Source organism: Sphingomonas sp. GM_Shp_2 (genome assembly GCF_026540875.1).
GTDB lineage: Bacteria > Pseudomonadota > Alphaproteobacteria > Sphingomonadales > Sphingomonadaceae > Sphingomonas > Sphingomonas carotinifaciens.
Genome location: NZ_JALNUQ010000011.1, coordinates 12,971 through 32,837 on the forward strand (window position 1 = coordinate 12,971; position 19,867 = coordinate 32,837).

Annotated in this window: 20 protein-coding genes; 8 read left to right on the forward strand and 12 right to left on the reverse strand. The window is 67.9% G+C overall.

Going from position 1 to position 19,867, the window contains the following annotated elements; translation table 11 throughout:
* The first annotated feature begins 74 nt into the window (after positions 1-74).
* The 7 genes from fucP to OXR08_RS06060 are packed head-to-tail and all read left to right on the forward strand — an operon-like array spanning position 75 to position 6,429.
* Positions 75-1,373, forward strand: a complete 1,299-nt coding sequence (gene fucP, locus OXR08_RS06030; RefSeq protein ID WP_267348764.1) for an L-fucose:H+ symporter permease — start codon at positions 75-77, stop codon at positions 1,371-1,373.
* A 22-nt stretch (positions 1,374-1,395) separates the two neighbouring features.
* Positions 1,396-2,127: an SDR family oxidoreductase gene (locus OXR08_RS06035; protein WP_267348592.1), complete on the forward strand. Its 732-nt coding sequence runs from the start codon at positions 1,396-1,398 to the stop codon at positions 2,125-2,127.
* A gap of 31 nt (positions 2,128-2,158) precedes the next feature.
* Positions 2,159-3,016, forward strand: coding sequence for a fumarylacetoacetate hydrolase family protein (locus OXR08_RS06040; protein ID WP_267348594.1), 858 nt, complete (start codon positions 2,159-2,161; stop codon positions 3,014-3,016).
* Positions 3,017-3,021: 5 nt separating this feature from the next.
* Positions 3,022-3,891: an amidohydrolase family protein gene (locus OXR08_RS06045; protein WP_267348596.1), complete on the forward strand. Its 870-nt coding sequence runs from the start codon at positions 3,022-3,024 to the stop codon at positions 3,889-3,891.
* A complete protein-coding gene (locus tag OXR08_RS06050) occupies positions 3,888-4,934 on the forward strand; it encodes an aldo/keto reductase (RefSeq protein ID WP_267348598.1) in 1,047 nt (348 codons plus the stop codon). The genes OXR08_RS06045 and OXR08_RS06050 overlap by 4 nt, the downstream gene beginning before the upstream one ends.
* Complete coding sequence (locus tag OXR08_RS06055; protein ID WP_267348600.1) at positions 4,931-5,233, forward strand: UxaA family hydrolase; 303 nt, start codon at positions 4,931-4,933, stop codon at positions 5,231-5,233. The genes OXR08_RS06050 and OXR08_RS06055 overlap by 4 nt, the downstream gene beginning before the upstream one ends.
* Positions 5,230-6,429 (forward strand): UxaA family hydrolase, encoded by a 1,200-nt coding sequence (locus OXR08_RS06060; RefSeq protein ID WP_267348602.1) that lies wholly within the window; start codon positions 5,230-5,232, stop codon positions 6,427-6,429. Before OXR08_RS06055 ends, OXR08_RS06060 begins: the two co-directional genes overlap by 4 nt.
* 9 nt (positions 6,430-6,438) lie before the next feature.
* Here the strand turns inward: OXR08_RS06060 and mgrA are convergent, their stop codons facing one another.
* From mgrA to OXR08_RS06075, 3 genes are all read right to left on the reverse strand, one after another.
* A complete protein-coding gene (mgrA, locus tag OXR08_RS06065; protein ID WP_267348604.1) occupies positions 6,439-7,518 on the reverse strand; it encodes an L-glyceraldehyde 3-phosphate reductase in 1,080 nt (359 codons plus the stop codon).
* Between the two features lie 71 nt (positions 7,519-7,589).
* Positions 7,590-10,085 (reverse strand): FtsX-like permease family protein, encoded by a 2,496-nt coding sequence (locus OXR08_RS06070; RefSeq protein WP_267348606.1) that lies wholly within the window; start codon positions 10,083-10,085, stop codon positions 7,590-7,592.
* The gene (locus tag OXR08_RS06075; protein ID WP_267348608.1) at positions 10,082-10,756 is read right to left on the reverse strand and encodes an ATP-binding cassette domain-containing protein; all 675 of its coding nucleotides are present in this window, start codon (positions 10,754-10,756) and stop codon (positions 10,082-10,084) included. The genes OXR08_RS06070 and OXR08_RS06075 overlap by 4 nt, the downstream gene beginning before the upstream one ends.
* A gap of 24 nt (positions 10,757-10,780) precedes the next feature.
* Here OXR08_RS06075 and OXR08_RS06080 point away from each other — a divergent pair, with 24 nt between their 5' ends.
* Positions 10,781-11,500 carry an arylesterase gene (locus OXR08_RS06080; RefSeq protein ID WP_267348610.1) on the forward strand — a complete coding sequence of 240 codons (720 nt, stop codon included), beginning with the start codon at positions 10,781-10,783 and terminating at the stop codon, positions 11,498-11,500.
* 120 nt (positions 11,501-11,620) lie between these two features.
* On the opposite strand, the gene OXR08_RS06085 is transcribed toward OXR08_RS06080, so the two are convergent.
* The 9 genes from OXR08_RS06085 to radA are packed head-to-tail and all read right to left on the reverse strand — an operon-like array spanning position 11,621 to position 19,821.
* Positions 11,621-12,202: a TIGR02281 family clan AA aspartic protease gene (locus OXR08_RS06085; RefSeq protein WP_267348612.1), complete on the reverse strand. Its 582-nt coding sequence runs from the start codon at positions 12,200-12,202 to the stop codon at positions 11,621-11,623.
* Positions 12,199-12,963, reverse strand: a complete 765-nt coding sequence (locus OXR08_RS06090) for an MBL fold metallo-hydrolase (RefSeq protein ID WP_267348614.1) — start codon at positions 12,961-12,963, stop codon at positions 12,199-12,201. The genes OXR08_RS06085 and OXR08_RS06090 overlap by 4 nt, the downstream gene beginning before the upstream one ends.
* Positions 12,960-13,736 carry a TatD family hydrolase gene (locus OXR08_RS06095; RefSeq protein ID WP_267348616.1) on the reverse strand — a complete coding sequence of 259 codons (777 nt, stop codon included), beginning with the start codon at positions 13,734-13,736 and terminating at the stop codon, positions 12,960-12,962. The genes OXR08_RS06090 and OXR08_RS06095 overlap by 4 nt, the downstream gene beginning before the upstream one ends.
* Complete coding sequence (gene metG / locus OXR08_RS06100; protein WP_267348618.1) at positions 13,736-15,292, reverse strand: methionine--tRNA ligase; 1,557 nt, start codon at positions 15,290-15,292, stop codon at positions 13,736-13,738. Before metG ends, OXR08_RS06095 begins: the two co-directional genes overlap by 1 nt.
* Before the next feature lie 46 nt (positions 15,293-15,338).
* Positions 15,339-15,668 (reverse strand): DUF423 domain-containing protein, encoded by a 330-nt coding sequence (locus OXR08_RS06105; RefSeq protein WP_267348766.1) that lies wholly within the window; start codon positions 15,666-15,668, stop codon positions 15,339-15,341.
* Positions 15,668-17,416: a cation:proton antiporter gene (locus tag OXR08_RS06110; RefSeq protein ID WP_267348620.1), complete on the reverse strand. Its 1,749-nt coding sequence runs from the start codon at positions 17,414-17,416 to the stop codon at positions 15,668-15,670. The genes OXR08_RS06105 and OXR08_RS06110 overlap by 1 nt, the downstream gene beginning before the upstream one ends.
* Entirely contained in the window at positions 17,416-17,856 is a 441-nt protein-coding gene (locus OXR08_RS06115; protein ID WP_112383241.1) for an iron-sulfur cluster assembly scaffold protein, read from the reverse strand. The genes OXR08_RS06110 and OXR08_RS06115 overlap by 1 nt, the downstream gene beginning before the upstream one ends.
* Entirely contained in the window at positions 17,853-18,410 is a 558-nt protein-coding gene (locus OXR08_RS06120) for a CvpA family protein (RefSeq protein WP_112383240.1), read from the reverse strand. The genes OXR08_RS06115 and OXR08_RS06120 overlap by 4 nt, the downstream gene beginning before the upstream one ends.
* A gap of 37 nt (positions 18,411-18,447) precedes the next feature.
* Complete coding sequence (gene radA / locus OXR08_RS06125; protein WP_112383239.1) at positions 18,448-19,821, reverse strand: DNA repair protein RadA; 1,374 nt, start codon at positions 19,819-19,821, stop codon at positions 18,448-18,450.
* Between the last annotated feature and the right edge of the window lie 46 nt (positions 19,822-19,867).

The window sequence follows — 19,867 nt, forward strand, 5'->3', positions numbered from 1 at the left end:
AGTCGGCATCATCTATCCCGTGGCTCCTTCATGACATCTGCATCGTACCTGACGGGAGTGCGTAGCTGATGGCGATGCCGGTCATGGCGGCGTCCGATGCGCCGCAGGCGGGCGCCACGCCGTATCGCGGGCAGCGCTATCTGCCGGCGCTGATCATCACGGTCAGCCTGTTCTTCCTGTGGGGTGTCGCCAACAACCTGAACGACATCCTGATCGCGCAGTTTCGCAAGGCATTCACACTGTCCGACTTCGGCACCAGCTTCGTGCAGCAGGTGTTCTATTTTGGCTATTTCCTGCTGGCGGTGCCCGCATCGATGGTGATGCGCCGGTTCGGCTACAAGGCGGCGATCGTCACCGGCCTGATGCTCTATGCGGCGGGCGCGCTGCTCTTCTACCCGGCGGCGCAGGCCAGCCTGTACCAGTTGTTCCTGCTCGCGCTGTTCGTGATCGCCGCGGGCCTCGCCTTTCTGGAAACCTCGGCCAATCCGCTGATGACGGAACTCGGCGATCCGGCGACCGCGGCGCGGCGGCTGAACTGGGCACAGGCGGCCAATCCCCTGGGTGCGATCACCGGCATCCTGATCGGGCGCTTCTTCATCCTGTCGGGCATCGAGCATGACGAACAGGCGCTGGTAACGATGGACGCCGCGGCGCGCGAAGCCTTTTACCGCAGCGAGGTGCAGGCGGTGGTCGGCCCCTATATGTGGATTGCCGCCATCGTGCTGGCGTTCGCAGTCGCCGCGCTGTTCGTCGCCTTTCCGAAGAACCCGCCGCGCGAGGCCGGTGATACGACGCAGGGCGGGCGCTTTGCCGATGTGCTGCGCCATCCGCGGCTGATCGGCGCGGTGGTCGCGCAGTTCTTCTATGTCGGCGCGCAGGTCGGGCTGTGGAGCTACACGATCCGCTATGCCCAGGCGAATGCCGGGTTTGGCGAGCGGGCGGGCGCGGACGCGCTGTTCGTGTCGCTGGTGCTGTTCGCGGCCGGGCGATTTGCCGGTGCGGCGTTGATGGCGCGGATGGCGCCGGTTCGGCTGCTGGCGCTGTTCGCGGGCATTTCGCTGGCGCTGGCGGCGGTGGCCGGGCTGATCGGCGGCACGATCGGGCTGTATGCGCTGGTCGCCTCCAGCTTCTTCATGTCGATCCAGTTTCCGACGATCTTTGCGATCGGCATCGACGGCCTGGGGCCGCTGCGCCGGATCGGGGCCTCGCTGATCGTGATGGCGATCATCGGCGGCGCCGGGCTGACCGCGCTGATGGGGCTGGTATCCGATCTGGCGGGGATCACCCATGCGGTGCTGGTGTCGGCGGCGAGCTTCGCGGTGGTGCTGGCCTTCGCGATCATCGTCGGACGCGGGTCGGTCAAGGCCGGCTGAGAGACAAAGCAGGAGTAGCAGAGTGGACAGGTTGAAGGGCAAGCGTGCGATCGTCACCGGCGCCGGGCAGGGTATCGGCCGGGCGGCGGCGGAACGCTTCGCACAGGAAGGCGCCAGCGTCGTCGCGGTCGATCGCAATGCGGACGCGCTGGCGACCCTGACGGGATGCGAGACGCGGCTGCTGGACCTGACCGATGCGGCGGCCATCGCCGCGTTCGGTGCCGAGGCGGGCGAGGTCGATGTGCTGTTCAATTGCGCGGGCTATGTCGATGCCGGCACGCTGCTGAACAGCCAGGATGCCGGTTATCGCCTGTCGTTCGACCTGAACGTCCATGCGATCACCCATATGCTGACGGCGCTGCTGCCCGGCATGATCGCGAGGGGCGGGGGGTCGATCATCAACATGGCCTCGGTCGCGGGCCCGGTGATCGGCGTGGCGAACCGGTTCGCCTATTGCGCGTCCAAGGCGGCGGTGGCTGGGATCACCCGGTCCGTGGCGGTCGATTATGTAGGCGACAAGATCCGCTGCAACGCGATCTGCCCGGGCACCGTGCAGTCGCCGTCGCTGGACGAGCGATTGGCCGCGACCGGCGACGAGGCGGCGGCACGCGCGGCGTTCATCGCCCGCCAGCCGCTCGGCCGGCTGGGCACCGCGGACGAGGTGGCGGCGCTGGCGCTGTACCTGGCGTCCGACGAAAGCGCGTACACCACCGGCCAGCTGCACGTCATCGACGGCGGCTGGTGCATGGCCTGATCTTTTCTGCAGTTTTGCGAAGGTATTCGATATGAAGCTTTGTCGGTTCGGTGCTCCCGGTGCGGAGCGTCCCGGTGTGATCGATGCGGAGGGCCGCATCCGCGACCTGTCCGCGCATGTCGGCGACATCGGCCCCGACGCGCTGGGCGCGGACTCGCTCAAGCGGCTGGCCGCGATCGATCCGGCGAGCCTGCCGCTCGTCGAGGGCGAGCAGCGCTACGGCGCCTGCGTGACGGGGACCCGCCATTTCGTCGCGATCGGCCTGAACTATGCCGACCATGCCGCGGAATCGAACCTGCCGATCCCGGAGGAGCCGGTGGTGTTCCAGAAATGGGTAAGCTGCATCCAGGGGCCGAACGATCCGATCGTGATCCCGAAGGATTCCAAGAAGACCGACTGGGAGGTCGAGCTGGGCGTGGTGATCGGCAAGCGCGCCAACCATGTCGCGGAGGCCGATGCCCTTGATCACGTCGCGGGATATTGCGTCATCAACGACGTGTCGGAGCGCCACTGGCAGATCGAGCGCGGCGCGACCTGGGACAAGGGCAAGGGCTTTCCAACCTTTGGCCCGATCGGTCCCTGGCTCGTGACCGCGGACGAGGTGGGCGACCCGCAGAACCTGTCGATGTGGCTGTCGGTGAACGGCACGCGCGTACAGGACGGCCACAGCCGCACCATGATCTTCGGCGTGGCGCAGATCATCGCCTATCTATCGCAGTTCATGACGCTGGAGCCCGGTGACGTCATCACCACCGGCACGCCGCCCGGCGTCGGCCTGGGGCAGAAGCCGGAACCCTGGTATCTGAAGGCCGGCGACGTGGTGGAACTGGGTATCGAGAAGCTGGGCGAGCAGCGACAGGACGTGATCGCCTGGACGGCGGCGGCCTGACGCGCATGACGGCGCGGCCGCCCTTCGTGGATGCACACCTGCACATGTGGGATCGGGGGCGGTTGCGCTATCCGTGGCTGGACGAGGCGGACAAGGCGCCGATCGCGGACAGCTACCTGCCGGCCGACTATGTGCGCGAGGCGGCTGCGTGGAACGTCGTCGGGGCCGTGCATGTCGAGGCCGGGGCGCATCCGGGCGATGCGGCGGGCGAGACGCGGTGGCTGGACGAGCTTGCCGCCGACACCGGGCTGCCCACCGCCATGGTCGCCTATGTTGCGCTGGACGATCCGGAGGTGGAGGCGAAACTGGCCTTTCACGCCGGTCATGCGCGGGTCCGCGGCATCCGCCACATGGTGAACTGGCACCCGACCGATCCTCGGCGGGCGGCGCACCCTCGCGACCTGACGCGCGACGATGCGTGGCGGCGGGGTTACGCGCTGCTGGCGCGCCATGGCCTCAGCTTCGACTATCATGGCTTTCCGCCGCAGCTCGCCGGCATGGCGGAGGTGGCGGCGCTCCACCCCGCCACGCCGGTGATCGTCGACCACCTGGCCTTGCCGATCGTGGCGGACGGGCTGGAGGCGTGGCGCGACGGCATCACGCGGCTGGCGGCGATGCCGCATGTGTCGATCAAGCTGTCCGGTGCGGGGTTCGTCGGCGCGCCCTTTGCCGACATCGTGCGCGAGGTGATCGACCGTTTCGGCACGCGCCGGGTGATGGTGGCGAGCAATTTTCCCACCGATCGCCTGTTCGCGACGATAGACGAGACGCTGGGCGCCTATGAGGCGCTGCTCGCCGATTTTTCCGAGGATGAGCGGCGCGACCTGTGGGGTCGCAACGCCAACACCCTTTACCGATTGGGATTGACGCTGTGAACGATATCGCTCGCCGGACGGTGGGACGCACCGGACTGACCGTGACCGAACTGGGGTTCGGCGCGGCGTCGCTCGGCAATCTGTATCAGCCGGTCGCCGACGTCGATGCGCGGGCCGCGATTGACGCGGCGCTGGATGCCGGCATGACCTATGTCGATACCGCGCCGCATTACGGGCGGGGCCTGTCCGAACGACGGGTGGGCGACGCGGTGCGCACCCGCGCGGACGTGGTGGTATCGACCAAGGTCGGGCGGCTGATGGACCCGGATGCCAGCATCACCGACGACCGGGAGCGTGACGGCTTCCGCTCGGCGATGCCTTTCCGCATGCGCTACGATTACAGTCATGACGGCATCCTGCGCAGCCATGAGCACAGCCTGCAACGTCTCGGGCTGGGGCGGGTGGACCTGCTGTATGTCCACGATATCGGCGGCTACACGCATGGCGATGCCGCCGGGGAATATTGGGAGCAACTGACCCATGGCGGCGGCCTCAAGGCGCTGGCGCGGTTGCGGGACGAGGGGGCGATCGCGGGCTTCGGCATCGGCGTCAACGAGATTGCGGTGTGCCTGGACGTGATGCGCGAAATGCCGCTGGACGCGATCCTGCTGGCCGGGCGCTACACGCTGTTGGAACAGGATGCGCTGGACATGCTGCTACCCGCCTGTGCCACGGCCGGCACGTCGATCGTGATCGGCGGACCCTATAACAGCGGCATCCTGGCGACGGGGACCAAGGGGGGCGGGGTGCTGCACCATGATTATGGCCCGGCGTCGGACGCGGTGATCGCCCGGGTGCGCGGGATCGAGGCGGTGGCCGACCGCCACGGCGTGCGCCTGCCTGCCGCTGCGTTGCAGTTCGTGCTGGCGCATCCGAGCGTCGCCAGCGTCATTCCGGGGCTCGGCAGCGCGGCGCGCGTCGACCAGACGATGGACCTGTACCGCGCGGCGATCCCGGCCGATTTCTGGGCCGAATTGCGCCATGAGGGATTGTTGCGCGCCGACGCGCCGATCCCCGCCACCACCAAGGAGACCACCGCATGATCCCGCCGGCCGCCATCCGCCTGTCGCCCAGCGACAATGTCGTCGTCTGCTGCCGGTCGATCGAGGCGGGAGAGAGCTTCGTCGTGGAGGGCCAGACGCTGAGCGTGACGCAAGCCGTGCCGATCGGCCACAAGCTGGCGCTGTTTGCGCTCAATCCGGGTGACAAGGTCTTGAAATACGGGATGCCGATCGGATCTATGACGGCAGCGGCCGATCCCGGCGGGTGGGTCCATATGCACAACATGAAAAGCGATTACATGCCGGCACATCTGCGTGACGCGGCGGGAGACCAAGCATGATCGAGGCATGGCTGCGTGCCGACGGGCGCAAGGGCATTCGCGACGCCATCGTCGTCGTCTATCTGGTGGAATGCGCGCACCATGTCGCGCGCCGCATCGTGGACAAGGTGGATAATCCGCGGGTGCAGTTGATCGGCTTTCCCGGCTGCTACCCCAACGACTATGCGCTGGCGATGATGAAGGCGCTGATCGTCCATCCCAATGTCGGTGGCGTGGTGCTGATGTCGCTGGGTTGCGAGAGCTTCAACCGCGAGGCGCTGGCGCGCCACGCACAGGAGAATGGCCGCCCGGTCGAGACGGTGGTGATCCAGCAATCGGGCGGCACGCGCGGCGCGATCGATGCCGGGCTGGCGGCGGTGGCACGTGTCGGCGCGATCGCCGACGCGCAGGCGGTGCGGGTGCCGATGGCGATGTCCGAACTGGTCGTCGGCACGATCTGTGGCGGCTCCGACGGAACGAGCGGGATCACCGGCAATCCGGCAGTGGGACGGGCCTTCGACACGCTGGTCGATGCCGGTGCGACCTGCATCTTCGAGGAAACCGGCGAGATGATCGGTTGCGAAGGCCACATGGCCGAGCGCGCAGCCAGCCCGGCGGTGGCCGACGCGCTGATCGCGTCCGTCCAGCAGGCCGAGCGTTATTACCGCGCAATGGGCTATGGCAGCTTTGCGCCCGGCAATGCCGAGGGTGGCCTGTCCAGCCAGGAGGAGAAGTCCGCCGGCGCCTATGCCAAGTCGGGCAGCCGCGCCATCGACGGGGTGATCCTGCCCGCCGAACAGGCGCCGGGGCCGGGGCTGTACCTGCTCGACGTGGTGCCGCCGGGCGATCCCAAGTTCGGCTTCCCCAACATCGTCGACAATGCCGAGATCGGCGAGCTGATCGCATGCGGGGCGCATATCAACCTGTTCGTCACCGGACGCGGATCGGTGGTCGGGTCCGCGATCTCGCCGGTGATCAAGGTGTGCGCGAACCCGGAAACCTATCGCCGGATGGAAGGGGACATGGACGTCGATGCCGGCCGTATCCTGGAAGGCCGGGCGACGCTGGACGAGGTCGGGGCCGAGATCGTGTCGCTGATCGCGGCGGTGTCCGCCGGCGCACAGACCAAGTCCGAAGCGCTCGGGCATCAGGAGTTCGTGCTGACCTACAAGGCATCGGCGCCGGCCGGACCGGCCTGCATGCCGGTCGCGGCCTGAACGCCGCGCTCAGGAGGCGGGCACACCCTGTGCGGCGGGCAGGTCGACGATGTCGGACGACCCCGCCCACAGGTTGATGCCGCCATCCGCTGCGGCGTCGTCGATCGCCGACAGTTCCTCGGGTGTAAAATCGAGGCGGTCGACGGCTTTGAGTGAATCGTCGAGCTGATCGACGGTCCGCGCGCCGATCAGCGCGGAGGTGACCCGGGGATCGCGCAGCACCCAGGCGATCGCCATCTGCGCCAGCGTCTGGCCGCGGGCATGCGCGATGTCGTTCAGCTGGCGGATCGATGCCAGGTTCTGCTCGCTCAGCAACTGGGTGGACAGCGACCCACCACGGCTGGCGCGGGCGTCCTTGGGAACGCCACCGAGATATTTCGACGTGAGCATCCCCTGCGCCAGCGGCGAGAAGGCAATGCAGCCGGTGCCCAGATCGTCCAGCGTCGCCAGCAGGTCGCGCTCGATCCATCGATTGAGGATCGAATAGCTCGGCTGATGGATGAACAGCGGCACGCGCTCTTCCGCCAGGATCGCCGCGGCGCGCCGGGTCAGGCCGGGGTCGTAGGAGGATATCCCGACATACAGCGCCTTGCCCTGCCGGTGGAGCTGCGCCAGCGCGCCCATGGTTTCCTCCAGCGGCGTGTCCGGGTCGACCCGGTGCGAGTAGAAGATGTCGACGTAATCGAGGCCCATCCGCTTCAGGCTCTGGTCGCAGCTTGCGATCAGATATTTCCTGGACGAGCCGATATCGCCGTACGGGCCGGGCCACATGTCCCATCCCGCCTTGGACGAGATGACCAGTTCGTCGCGGTGGGTGCGGAAGTCGGAGGCGAATATGCGCCCGAAATTCTCTTCCGCCGAGCCATAGGGCGGACCGTAATTGTTCGCGAGATCGAAGTGGGTGACGCCGCGATCGAATGCACGCCGCAGGATGGCGCGGCCGACTTCGTACACGTCGTCACCGCCGAAATTCTGCCATAGGCCGAGACTGATCGCGGGCAGTTTCAGGCCGCTGCGCCCGGTCCGGCGATAGGGCATGCCCTGATCGTAGCGGGCGGCGTCGGCGGTGTAGGGAACGGAATAGGGCATCGGCACCTCCAGGGATAAGGCTGGACCATCGAACCCCATCTCGGGTTCCGACGGCAATGGTTGAAACGTCTCTACAAAGCCCGGAGCGATGCGGCAGGCCGGGCCCGCAGCACCGGCAGCGTTCCGGCAATGCCGATGCCGATCGTCACCACCGCGCCACCCGCCAGTGTCGCCAGGATCACGATCCAGTCAGGCATCCAGTCGAACCCGAACACCTGCGTCACCACGAACCAGCCGCCGCCGACGCCCAGCACGAGCGCCACCGCACCGACGATGCCGGCCAGCACCGCATATTCGATCGCCTGCGCCAGCAATATCTGGCGGCGCGTGGCCCCCAGCACCTTCAGCATGACCGCGTCATAGGTGCGTGCCGCGCGGGCGGCGGCGATTGCACCGAGCAGCACCGCGATGCCTGCCAGCACGGCGATGCCGGCCGCGACGGTGATCGCGGTCGCCATCTGGCCGACCACGTCCTGCACCTGTTGCAAGACGCCGCCCACCTCGACCACGGAGGTGGAGGGGAAACGGGGGAGCAGCGCCCTGGTCACCGCCGGCGCCTTGGCCGCAGGCATGTCGATCGTCGCGGCCAGGTTGTGCGGCACATCGGCCAGCGCGCCGGGCGAGAACACCATCACGAAGTTGAAGCCCAGCGTGTCCCATGCGATCCGCCGGAACGACGCGATCCGCGCCGTGCGCTCCAGTCCCAGAACCGAAATGGTCAGCGGATCGCCGATCTTCAGCTTCAATGCCTCCGCAAGACGCGTGTCGATCGAGACGAGGCTTTGTCGTGCCTCCGCCGCGTTCCACCATCGTCCCGCCGTCAGCGTGCTGCCTGCGGGCAGGGCGGTCGCAAAGGTCAAGCCGCGCTCGCCACGGAGCGCCCAAGCCCCCTCCGGAATCGTCGCCAGATCGGCGACGCGGGTCGTGCCATAGCCGGTGATCGTGCCGCGCATCAGCGGAACGGTGGCAATGACGGCTTTGGGGGCTACCGCGATGACGGTGCGTCGGAATTCGCCTTCGCGATTGGGTGGCACGTCGAGCGCGAACAGGGCAGGGGCGCGCTCCGGCACCGAGCGACGGATATTGCCGTCGATGCTGGTGCGGATGCTGGCGAGCAGCACGAACAAGGTCAGGCCAAGGCCGAGCGCGACGACCAGCGACACGGTTCGCGATCCCGGCCGGTGGAGCGCGGTAAGCGCAAGCCGGGCGAGCGGCCTGTGGGGGCGGGGCAGGCGGGCCGCCGCCATCCGGATCGCGGCGCCGATGCCGACCAGTGCAGCCAGTGTCGCCGCCGTAGCGCCGAGGAAGGCCGCGGCAAAGGCAGGGCGGTCGGTGGTCAGCAGGGCCAGCACCGCGACCGGGATGCCCGCCGCCACCGCCCAGAGGCGGCCACGCCATTCACCGCCGACCCTTGCATCCAGCGCGCCGCGCAGCAATGCCGCGGCCGGCACGCGACCGGCGGCGACCAGCGGCGCTGCGCAAAAGGCGAGTGCGATCAACAGGCCATAGGCCGCAGCCAGCGCGAGCGCGGCGGGGGCAAAGGTCAGCCCCGGCGCGACCGGCAGCACCGCGCCCACCGCCATGCCGACCAGGGGCACCGCGACCATGCCGGCGGTCAGGCCCAGAAAGATGCCGACCCCGGCAACGGCAAGAACCTGCAGCAGATATATGCGCGCCACCATCCCTGATGTCGCGCCCAGCACCTTCAGCATCGCGATATTCTGGCGCCGCGCATCGAGATAGGAGGTGACGCCGTTGCCGACGCCGATCCCGGCGATCACCAGCGCCGCCAGCCCGACAAGTGTCAGGAACTCGCCCATGCGCGCGATGAAGCGGCTGGCGCCGGGTGAGGCACGGTCGCGGGTGCGGGTTTCCCAGCCCGCGGTGGGGAAACGCCGCTCGAACCGGCGGACGGCGCTGGCCGGATCGCCGGCGGTGGCGATGCGGTATCGGGTGTCGTACAGGCTGCCCGGCTGGATCAGGCCGGTGCGATCCAGCCCTGCACGTGCGATGATCGCGACGGGGCCGAGCGTGAAGCCCTCGCCAAGCCGATCCGGCTCGTCGGCGATGATCCCCCCGACCCGAAAGCCCGCAGTGCCGAAACGCAGCGTATCGCCCGGCCGCACCAGCAGTCGCTCGGCCAGCGCCCGGCCGATCCAGACCTCGTCACCCGCCGGTGCCCGTGCCGTGCGCCCATCGCCCAGGGTGAGTTGGCCATAAAGCGGGTAGGTGGCATCGACGGCCTTCAACTGAACGGGGGCGGTGGCACCAGCAGCGGTGACCGCCATCGACTGCATCCGGATGGTCTCCGACACCCGTCCGATCGCCCGCATCGCCGCCTGCTCCGACGGCTCGGCCAGACGCTGCGACACCGACAATTCCAGATCGCCGCCGAGCAGCACTCGCCCACGCGCGGCAAGCTCGCCGCCGATCGCCTCGCCCAGACTGCCGATCGCGGCCAGCGCGCCCGCGCCCAGAAACAGGCACAGCAACAGCAGCCGCAGTCCCCGGAACCGCGCCGACACCTCACGCCGGGCGAGCCGCCAGGCCAGCGCCCAGCTGCTCACGCCGCGATCCGCCCATCAATCAGTTCGATCACCCGGTCGCAACGCCGGGCAAGGGCGGGGTCATGGGTGATGATGACCAGGGTCGCTGACGTGGCGGCCCGACGGTCGAACAGCAGGTCCATCACGCGGGCGCCGGTGGCGGCGTCGAGATTGCCGGTCGGCTCGTCGGCGAAGACGATGCGGGGGCGGGGGCCGAGTGCGCGGGCGATGGCGACGCGCTGTTGCTCGCCACCCGAAAGCTGTGCGGGATAATGGTCCAGCCGGTGGGACAATCCGACCGCGGCGAGTTCCGCCTCGGCACGGGCGAAGGCGTCGCGCTCGCCGGCCAGTTCCATCGGCACCGCGACATTCTCCAGCGCCGTCATCGTCGGCAAAAGATGGAAAGCCTGAAGCACGATGCCGATCCGGCCGCGCCGTGCGATCGCCAGACCATTCTCGTCCAGCGTGCCGAAGTCGGTGCCCGCCACCTCGACGCGGCCGGAGGTCGCGCGCTCCAGCCCTGCCAGAACCGCCATCAACGACGATTTGCCCGAACCCGATGCCCCGAGCAGCGCCAGGCTCTCGCCGTCCGCGACCGCAAGGTCGATACCCTTCAGGATCTCGACCGGCGCCGCGCCGCCGAGCGTCAGCCTTACATCCGCGGCCCGGATGACCATATCGCGTGCGACCATGTTTTCGGGGAATCCAGAATAAAGATGACGAAGACGCCATATGTGGCAGGCGCCGCGCTTATCCAAGCCGCGCTGCTGTCGGCCTGCGATGCGCAGCGCGACGAGGCGCTGCCGGTTACCAATGTCGCGACCCCGGCGCCGACGGCTGCGGCGGCCCTGCCGGTGTCCGGGCCGAAGCGGACGGTGCTGGCCTTTGGGGACAGCCTGTATGCAGGGTATGGCCTGAAGCGCGGCGAGAGCCTGCCTGATGCGGTCCAAGCGCGGCTGCGCGGGCAGGGGATCGATGCGACGGTGGTCAATGCCGGGGTGTCGGGCGACACCACTGCCGGCGGACGGCGTCGGCTGGCCTATACCCTCGATCGGCTGAAAACGCCGCCCGATCTGGTGCTGCTCGGTCTGGGCGGCAACGACGTGCTGCGTCAGGTCGACCCGGCCGAAACGCGCGCGAACATGGCGGCCATGCTGGAGGAACTGTCGCGGCGAGGCATTCCGGTCATCCTGACCGGCATGATGGCACCGCCCAACCTCGGACCGGATTTCGCCGGTCGCTTCAACCGCATCTGGCCCGACCTCGCGCGCGAACATGACGCCGTGCTGGACCCGTTCATCCTGCAAGGCGTGATCGGCAATCGCCAGCTGATGCTGCCCGACGGGGTGCATCCCAATGCGGTGGGCATCGGTCGCATGGCGGATCGCGTGGCGCCGCTGGTGACCAGGCAATTGGCGACCTTGCCGGCTGCGTGAGCCGCGGTGCTACGCGATTGCAATGCCGTCCGGAATGGTGCGGCGTTGGGGAATTAGGGGGGTACGTTCGCCCCCCCCACACCTTCAATCCAAGCGATCGATAATAGATATTATGTAAAACTAGGACGCTTTTTCTGGGGTCAGTATCAGCTCACCCTTTTCCACCGACCATGATCCCAGCCGCGACAGGAAGTTCATGCCAAGCACATCCTGATCGCCGAATGCCGGCGATACGACGACGCTCAGATCGTGCGTGGTGATGCTGCCCACCGTCATCGTTTTTACTGTCGCCGTTCGCGCCGCCACCGGGCCGTTCGCGGTCTGCAGCATGCGCGGAAACGGGCTTTCCTCCAGATCGAGCCCCGCGGCGCGCGCCGTAGCTTCTGACAAGGCGGTGATCGTAGCCCCGCTGTCGATCAGCATCGAGCGGGTCACGCCGTTGACCGACACATCGGCATGAAAATGACCATCGTCGCCCATGCGGATGCGGGTTTGCATGCCCTCGACACGCTGGTCGGTGAACAGGCCCGTCACATGGTGGCGCTGGCTGACCAGGATCAGGCTCAGCGCAAAGATACCGACCCACGCCGCCGCCATCTTCAGGGTCGGCCCCAGTTTCGGACGCCGCACGATCAGCGCGGACAGCGGCAGGATCAGCATGATCCCGTACAGGAGGATATTGGCGACCCGGTCGTCGCTCACGCGACCAGTTCCAGCCCGTCATAACCCGGCTGCACCCCCAGCGGCAGTTCGGCGCACAGCGTCGCATAATCCATCGTCTGGTCCATATGGATCAGCGCGGCCTCGCGCGGCCGCAATGTCTCGACCCAGCCCAGGACCGCGGACAGTTCGGGATGCGAGGGATGCGGCCAGCGGCGCAGCGCATCGACCACCCACACGTCCAGTCCGGTATACAGCGCCGCCATCGCCTCCGTCAGTTCATGGAAATCGGTGGCATAGCCGATGCTTCTTCCATCCGCTTCGAAGCGAAGCCCGGCCGAGCGCGTTCCGCCATGCGGTTGATCGACGATGCGCACGCTGATGTCGCCGATCGTGATCGCGTCCGGCAGTTCCTCGATCGTCGCGGTCGGCGGATAGCCGCGCTTGCCATGGAAGACATAGGCGAAGCGCGCCTCCAGCGTCTGCCGCGTATCGGCGCGCGCCAGCCCGCGCACGGGATGACCCAGCTGGTGGAATATCTGGCGCAGATCGTCGATGCCGTGGCAGTGATCGGCATGGTCGTGCGTCCAGATGACCGCATCGACCCGGCCGACATTCGCGGCCAGCAATTGGGCCCGCATGTCGGGGCTGGTGTCGATCAGGATCCGGGTGTCGCCATGTTCGACCAATGCGGAGGCCCGGGTCCGCCGATTGCGTGGTTCGGCCGGGTCGCAGTTGCCCCATTCGTTTCCGATCCGCGGCACGCCCGACGACGTGCCGGAGCCGAGGATGCGGATCTTCACGCGCGCGTCTTTGCGAACAGGCGGTGGAAATTCTCCGCCGTGGTCCGGGTCAGCGCCGCGACATCCTCGCCGCGCAGATCGGCCAGGAACGCCGCGGTATCGGCAACGAAGGCCGGCTCCCCCTGCTTGCCCCTATGCGGCACGGGCGCGAGGAACGGCGCATCCGTCTCGATCAGCAAGCGGTCCTGCGGCAGACGCTTCGCGGTGTCCTGCAGATCCCTTGCGTTCTTGAACGTCACGATGCCGGAGATCGAGATGTAGAAACCGAGCGCCATCGCCTTGTCGGCAAAGTCGCCGCTGGCGGTGAAGCAGTGGATGACGCACGGATAGGCCCCCTTCCCCATCTCCTCGCCCAGGATCGCGATCGTATCCTCCTCGGCATCGCGGGTGTGGACGATCAGCGGCAACTGCGTCTCGCGACAGGCCGCGATGTGCGCCCGGAAACTTGCCTGCTGGCGGGCCCGGTCGCTATGATCGTAGTAATAATCGAGCCCGCTTTCGCCGATCCCCACCACGCGGGGGTGCGCGGCGCGCGCGACCAGCCGGGCCGTATCGACATGGCCGTGCTGATCCGCCTCATGCGGGTGGATGCCCACCGACGCCCAGACATCCGGCTCGCGCTCGGCGGTCGCGATCACCGCATCCCACTCGCTTTCGCGGGTCGAGATGTTGAGCATCGCGGTGACGCCGCGCGCCCGGGCGCGGGCCAGCACCTCGCCCTGCTGCTCGGCGACGCCCTTGTAGTTCAGGTGGCAGTGGCTGTCGGCCAGCATCAGGCAGCCGCCTCCGCCGGCATCTCCAGCCGCGGAAAGGCCGGGGTCGGCGGCGCCAAGCGGAAGCCGCTGGCGGCATGCGCGTCGTACCAGCCGTCATCGTCGATCGCGGCGTGGTCGCGCGCCTCGGCACCCAACTGGTCCAGCACCTTGCCCGCCGCCACCGGCACCACCGGCAGGATCGCGATCGCCAGCATGCGGATTGCGCGGACCAGCGTGCGCAGCACCGCGTGCATCCGCTCCGGATCCGTCTTGCGCAGCGCCCATGGCGCGGCGGTGTCGATATACTGGTTGCAAGCATAAACGCCGCGCATCCACGCCTCGATCCCCTGGCTCAGCATCAGGTCGTCGAACGCGGTGCGCAGGCCCGCACAGGCGACCACCACCTCCTCGATCAACGCGCCGTCCATGTCTTCCGCGCGCCCGGCATCCGGCAGGGCACCGTCCAGGTTCTTGGCGATGAACGACAAGGTACGCTGCGCCAGATTGCCGAAGCTGTTGGCCAGTTCGGCGTTCACCCGCGTCACGATCGCCTCGGCCGAATAGGAGCCGTCCTGCCCGAAACTCACTTCGCGCAGGAAGAAGTAGCGCAGTGCATCGACCCCGAACGCGTCGGCCAGCTCGCCCGGATCGACGACGTTGCCGACCGACTTCGACATCTTCTCCCCGCGATGAAGCAGGAAGCCATGCCCGAACACCGACCGGGGCAGCGGAATGTCCGCCGACATCAGGAAGGCCGGCCAGTAGACGGTATGGAACCGCACGATATCCTTGCCGATCAGGTGCAGGTCCGCCGGCCAGAAACGCGAACGCTCGCCGTTCCTGTCCGGATAGCCGGTGCCGGTCAGATAGTTGGTGAGCGCATCGACCCACACATACATGATGTGGCCGGGGCTGCCGGGCACCGGCACGCCCCAGTCGAAGCTGGTCCGCGACACCGACAGGTCGGACAAGCCGCCTTCCACGAAGCGCATCACCTCGTTGCGCCGGCTTTCCGGCCGGATGAAGTCGGGATTGGCGGCATAGAGGTCGAGCAGCGGCTGCTGGTATTTGGACAGGCGGAAGAACCAGGTTTCCTCCGCGGTCCACTCCACCGGCGTGCCCTGCGGCGACAGCTTGGTGCCATCCTCGCCCACGCTCAGTTCCGTCTCGTCATAGAACGCCTCGTCGCGGACCGAATACCAGCCCTCGTAACGATCCAGATACAGGTCGCCCTTGTCCGCCATCGCCTGCCAGATCGCCTGGCTGGCGGCATAATGATCGGTGTCGACCGTGCGGATGAACCGGTCGTAGGAGATGTTCAAGCGGTCGGCCATGACATGGAAATGGCTCGACATTTCGTCAGCGAAGTCGCGCGTCGCCAGCCCGCGTGCGCGCGCGGCCTGCGCCATCTTCAGGCCATGCTCGTCGGTGCCGGTCTGGAACAGCACGTCGCGGCCCGCCTGCCGCTGGAAGCGCGCGATGGCGTCGGCGGCGATCATCTCATAGGCATGGCCGATATGCGGCTTCCCGTTGGGATAATGGATCGCGGTGGTGATATAGAATGGGTCGGCCATGGCACGGGTCCCTAGACCATCGCCGTGGGCCTCTCAACTACCGCGATCAGCCGCGCACGCTCCACGCCAGCCACAGCCATCCGACGATCAACGCCGCCCCGCCAATCGGAGTGACCGCACCCAGCCAGTGCGCGCCCCCGATCGCCATCAGGTAGAGCGTGCCGGCAAAGATCGCGCCGCCCACCACGAAGGTCACTGCCGGTCCCCGAGCATCCAGCCGGAGTGCGATCAGCGCCGCCACGGCATGGACGAGTTGATAATGCGATCCGGTTTTCAGCCACTCGACCGCCTTGCCCTCGGCACCATGCGCACCGAATGCTCCGGCGGCCACCGCAACGGCACCGGACAATGCCGCCAGTATCGCAATCCAGCCCATCACGCCCCTTCCCGTTCGCCTTGCACGATGATCCGGTCGCTCGCCGCGCGCAGGTCGCCGCTGGCATATTGCGCGGCCAGCCGCTCCTTGTCGCGGGCGCGGTACATCGCCTCGGTCCGGTCGATCTCGCCGATATCGACCTTCAGGCTGGTCAGCGCCAGCCGCGCCATCTTGACGGCCGATTCCAGCACTTCGCGAACGACATAGGCCGCCGGACTACCCTTCAGCTTCAGCAAGGCCCGGCGGTCATAGGCGCGAACAAGGATGGTCGCGTTCGGAAAGGCGGCATGGACGTTTTCCAATAGGTCGGCGGTGATCTGGTCGTCGTCCAGGCAGAACAGGATCAATTCCGCCTCCGCCGCACCCGCCTGTCGCAACAGGTCCAATCGCGTGCCGTCACCATAATAGACCTTGGCGCCGAAATCGGCGGCGATGTCGATCATCTGGGTATCGCGGTCGATCAGCGTGACGGGAATGTCCTGCGCGATCAGCATCTGCGCCACCGTCTGGCCGAAACGGCCATAGCCCACGACCAGCGCATTGGCGCCGTCGGTCACGGGGCCGTCGCGCTCGCCGCCGGCGATCACCGGCTCCTCGCGAATGCGCCGGGTGGCGGCCATCAGGAACGGCGTGGTCGCCATCGACAGCGTGATGATCGCGCCGAACAGACTGGCCGCCTCGGGTGCGATCAGGAACCCGTTCTGCGCCTGCGCGAACAGCACGAAGCCGAATTCGCCGCCCTGGCTCATCAATAGGCCCAGCGCGAACGCCTGCCGCCACTTCATACGGAACGCCAGCCCGATCAGGAAGATGACGCCCGCCTTGGTCACGATCAGCGCCGCCGCCATCGCCGCCACGAACAGGGGACGTTCGGCGATTGCGGGCAGGTCCAGCATCATCCCCACCGCCAAGAAGAACAGGCCGAGCAGGATCGAGCGGAACGGCTCGACATCGGCCTCCAGCTCGTGCCGATACGGGCTGTCGGCGAGCATCACCCCGGCGATAAAGGCGCCGAGCGCGGTGGAAAGGCCGAGCAGTTCCATCACCGCGGCACTGGCGATCACGGTGAACAGCCCGGCGAACACGAACATCTCGCGTTCGTTCCAGTTGCCGATCAGGCGGAACAGCGGCCGCAGCAGGAAGCGCCCGGCCAGGATCAGCCCGACGATCGCCGCCACCGTCTGCAGCGCCAATATCCATCCCGGCGGCCCGGCATGATCCGCCGGGTTGCGCGACATCGCCGCCACGATGGTGATGAGCGGCACGATCGACAGGTCCTGGAACAACAGGATCGAGAAGGCCCGTTCGCCAAAGGGGGTGCGCAGTCGCCCCGACGATTGCAGCATCGGCAGCACCTGCGCGGTGGAGGACAGAGCCAGCGGCAGGCCGAGGGCCAGCGCCGCCTCCGGCGAGAATTTGGCGAGCAGCACGATGCCGGTGATCGCCAGTCCGCAGGCGACGACCTGGATCAGCCCCAGGCCGAAAATCTCCTCCTTCATCCGCCACAAGCGGCTCGGCTTCAACTCCAGCCCGACGATGAACAGCAGCAGGACGATGCCGATCTCAGCAATGCCCATCTTGGTCTCGGCATCGCCGACCAGCCCCAGCAGGTGCGGCCCGACCACGGCACCCGCCACCAGATAGCCCAGCGTCGCACCCAGCCCCAGTCGCCGGAACAGCAGCACGAAGCCCAGGCCGAACCCGAGCAGGATCGCGCCGTCGCGCAGCAGCGAAACCTCTGCGTGCATCAGCGCACGGGCAGCCGGGCGGCGGCATCGGCCGCGGCATCCGCCGCCGCCTCGAAGGCCAGCCGGATCGAGGCATGCCGCGCGGTATAGCCGAGCGCCGGCTCGAACACCGCGAGCCCCGGCCATTCCGGCGGCGTACCCTCTCCCGCTGCCAGCCATGCGCCCAGCGCATCGCGCGCCGTCGCCAGTTCGGCAGGCGTCCGGCCCAGTATCTGCGCAGCGAGCAGCGACGAGGACGCCTGGCCCAGCGCGCAGGCGCGGACCAGCATCCCCAGTTCGGTCACCCGGCCATCGTCGTCGACATTCACGTCCACCGTCACCCGGCTGCCACAGATGGGCGAGCGCTTCTCGGCCGTGCCCATCGGGTCGGTCAGGCGCTCGTGATGGGGAATGCTGGTCGCCAGCCGCAGGATCTCGGCATTGTAGAGGGGCGCGTTCATGGGGCAGGATCGCCTATGTTGGACGGGGCCGGCGCGGTCGCCGCCCCAAAGACCGGCAGCCCGCGGCGGCGCCGGTCGACGAAATCCGCGATCCCCGCACTGGTGGCGTTGAGCAGCGGATAGGTGCGGCTCGTCACCATCCATTCGGGCCGGCGCGCCGGGCCGCCGCCGACGGTATCGACCAGCAGGGCGACGACCAGGAACAGCAGGCTCGCCAGGATCAGGCCCTTGAGCGCGCCGAAACCGAAGCCCAACGCCCGGTCCACCGGCCCCAGTACCGAGGTTCGCGTCCGCTCGCCGATCATCCGCGCGACGAGCTTGCCCCCGAAATAGGTGGTGCCCGCCAGGATCGCAAAGGCCAGCACCGCCGCGCCCGATACGGTGCCGACCATGCCGGTTAGCGCCTGGGCCAGCGGGATATGGAACAGCTTGAGCGCGGCCACGATCGCCACCCAGGCGAACAGCGACAGCACCTCGGTCACGAACCCGCGGGAAAAGCCCAGCACCGCCGATCCGATCACGGCGAGCAGGACGATGATATCGAGCGCGGTCAAGGTCGTGGCCGTCCGTTCCTGTGGTCAGGCCCTCTCGCTACCCGCGCCCCAGCATATGGTCAACGAAGCCGGCCAGCGTCTTGAAACCGGACAGCGTCAGTCCGCCCTTCTCCCCGGTCATCGCCGCGGGCACCAGCGCCCGTTCGAACCCCAGCTTGCCCGCCTCCTTCAACCGCAACGGACCGTGCGCGACCGAGCGGATCTCGCCCGACAGCGCGATCTCGCCAAAGGCCACCGCATCGGCCGCCACGGGGCGCTCGGACAGTGCCGAAACCAGTGCCGCGGCCACGGCCAGGTCCGCCGCCGGGTCCTGCACCCGGTACCCGCCGGCGATGTTCAGATACACCTCCGCCGACGAGAAGCTGAGCCCGCACCGCGCCTCCAGCACCGCCAGGATCATCGCCAGTCGCCCGGAATCCCAGCCGACCACCGCGCGCCGCGGGGTCGCGCCCGATGCCAGCCGCACGGTCAGCGCCTGGATCTCGACCAGCACCGGCCGTGTACCCTCAAGTGCCGGAAACACCGTCGCCCCCGTCACCCCCTCGTCCCGATTGGTCAGGAACAGCGACGAGGGGTTGGCGACTTCGCTCAGGCCCTCGGTCTGCATCGAGAAGACGCCAATCTCGTCGGTGCCGCCGAACCGGTTCTTGATCGCGCGAAGGATGCGATACTGATGGCTGCGCTCGCCCTCGAACGCCAGCACGGTGTCGACCATATGCTCCAGCACGCGCGGGCCGGCGATCGATCCGTCCTTGGTGACGTGGCCGACCAGCACGAGCGCGGTGCCGCGGTCCTTGGCGAAACGGATCAACTCCTGCGACGAGGCGCGCACCTGGCTGACCGTGCCCGGCGCCCCTTCGATCAGGTCGGAATGCATCGTCTGGATCGAATCGATCACCAGCAGCGCGGGCGGCGGTCCGCTCGACAGCGTGGTCAGGATGTCGCGGACCGAGGTTGCGGCCGCCAACTGCACCGGCGCCTGCCCCAAGCCCAGCCGCCTTGCCCGCAGCCGCACCTGGTCCGCCGCCTCCTCCCCCGACACATAGGCGACACTGCGCCCCGCCATCGCCAGCTTCGCCGCCGCCTGCAACAGCAGCGTCGACTTCCCGATCCCCGGATCGCCCCCGATCAGCGTCGCCGACGCCTCGACGAACCCGCCCCCCAGCGCCCGGTCCAACTCGGCGATTCCCGTCGTCATCCGCTCGGGCAGCGCGATATCGGTATCCAGCCCGACCAGCTGGAAGGCCCGCCCCCCGCCTTGCAGATTGTGCTTGGCCGCGAACGGGGTCACGACCTTGGGTGCTTCCTCGACCAGCGTGTTCCATTCGGAACAGTCGACGCATTGCCCCTGCCACCGGGACGCGACCGATCCGCAAGCCTGACAGACGTAGCGCTTCTGAACCTTTGCCATGCCGCCGATATAGCAGGGCAAGAACGATTGGGGAACATCTACACGG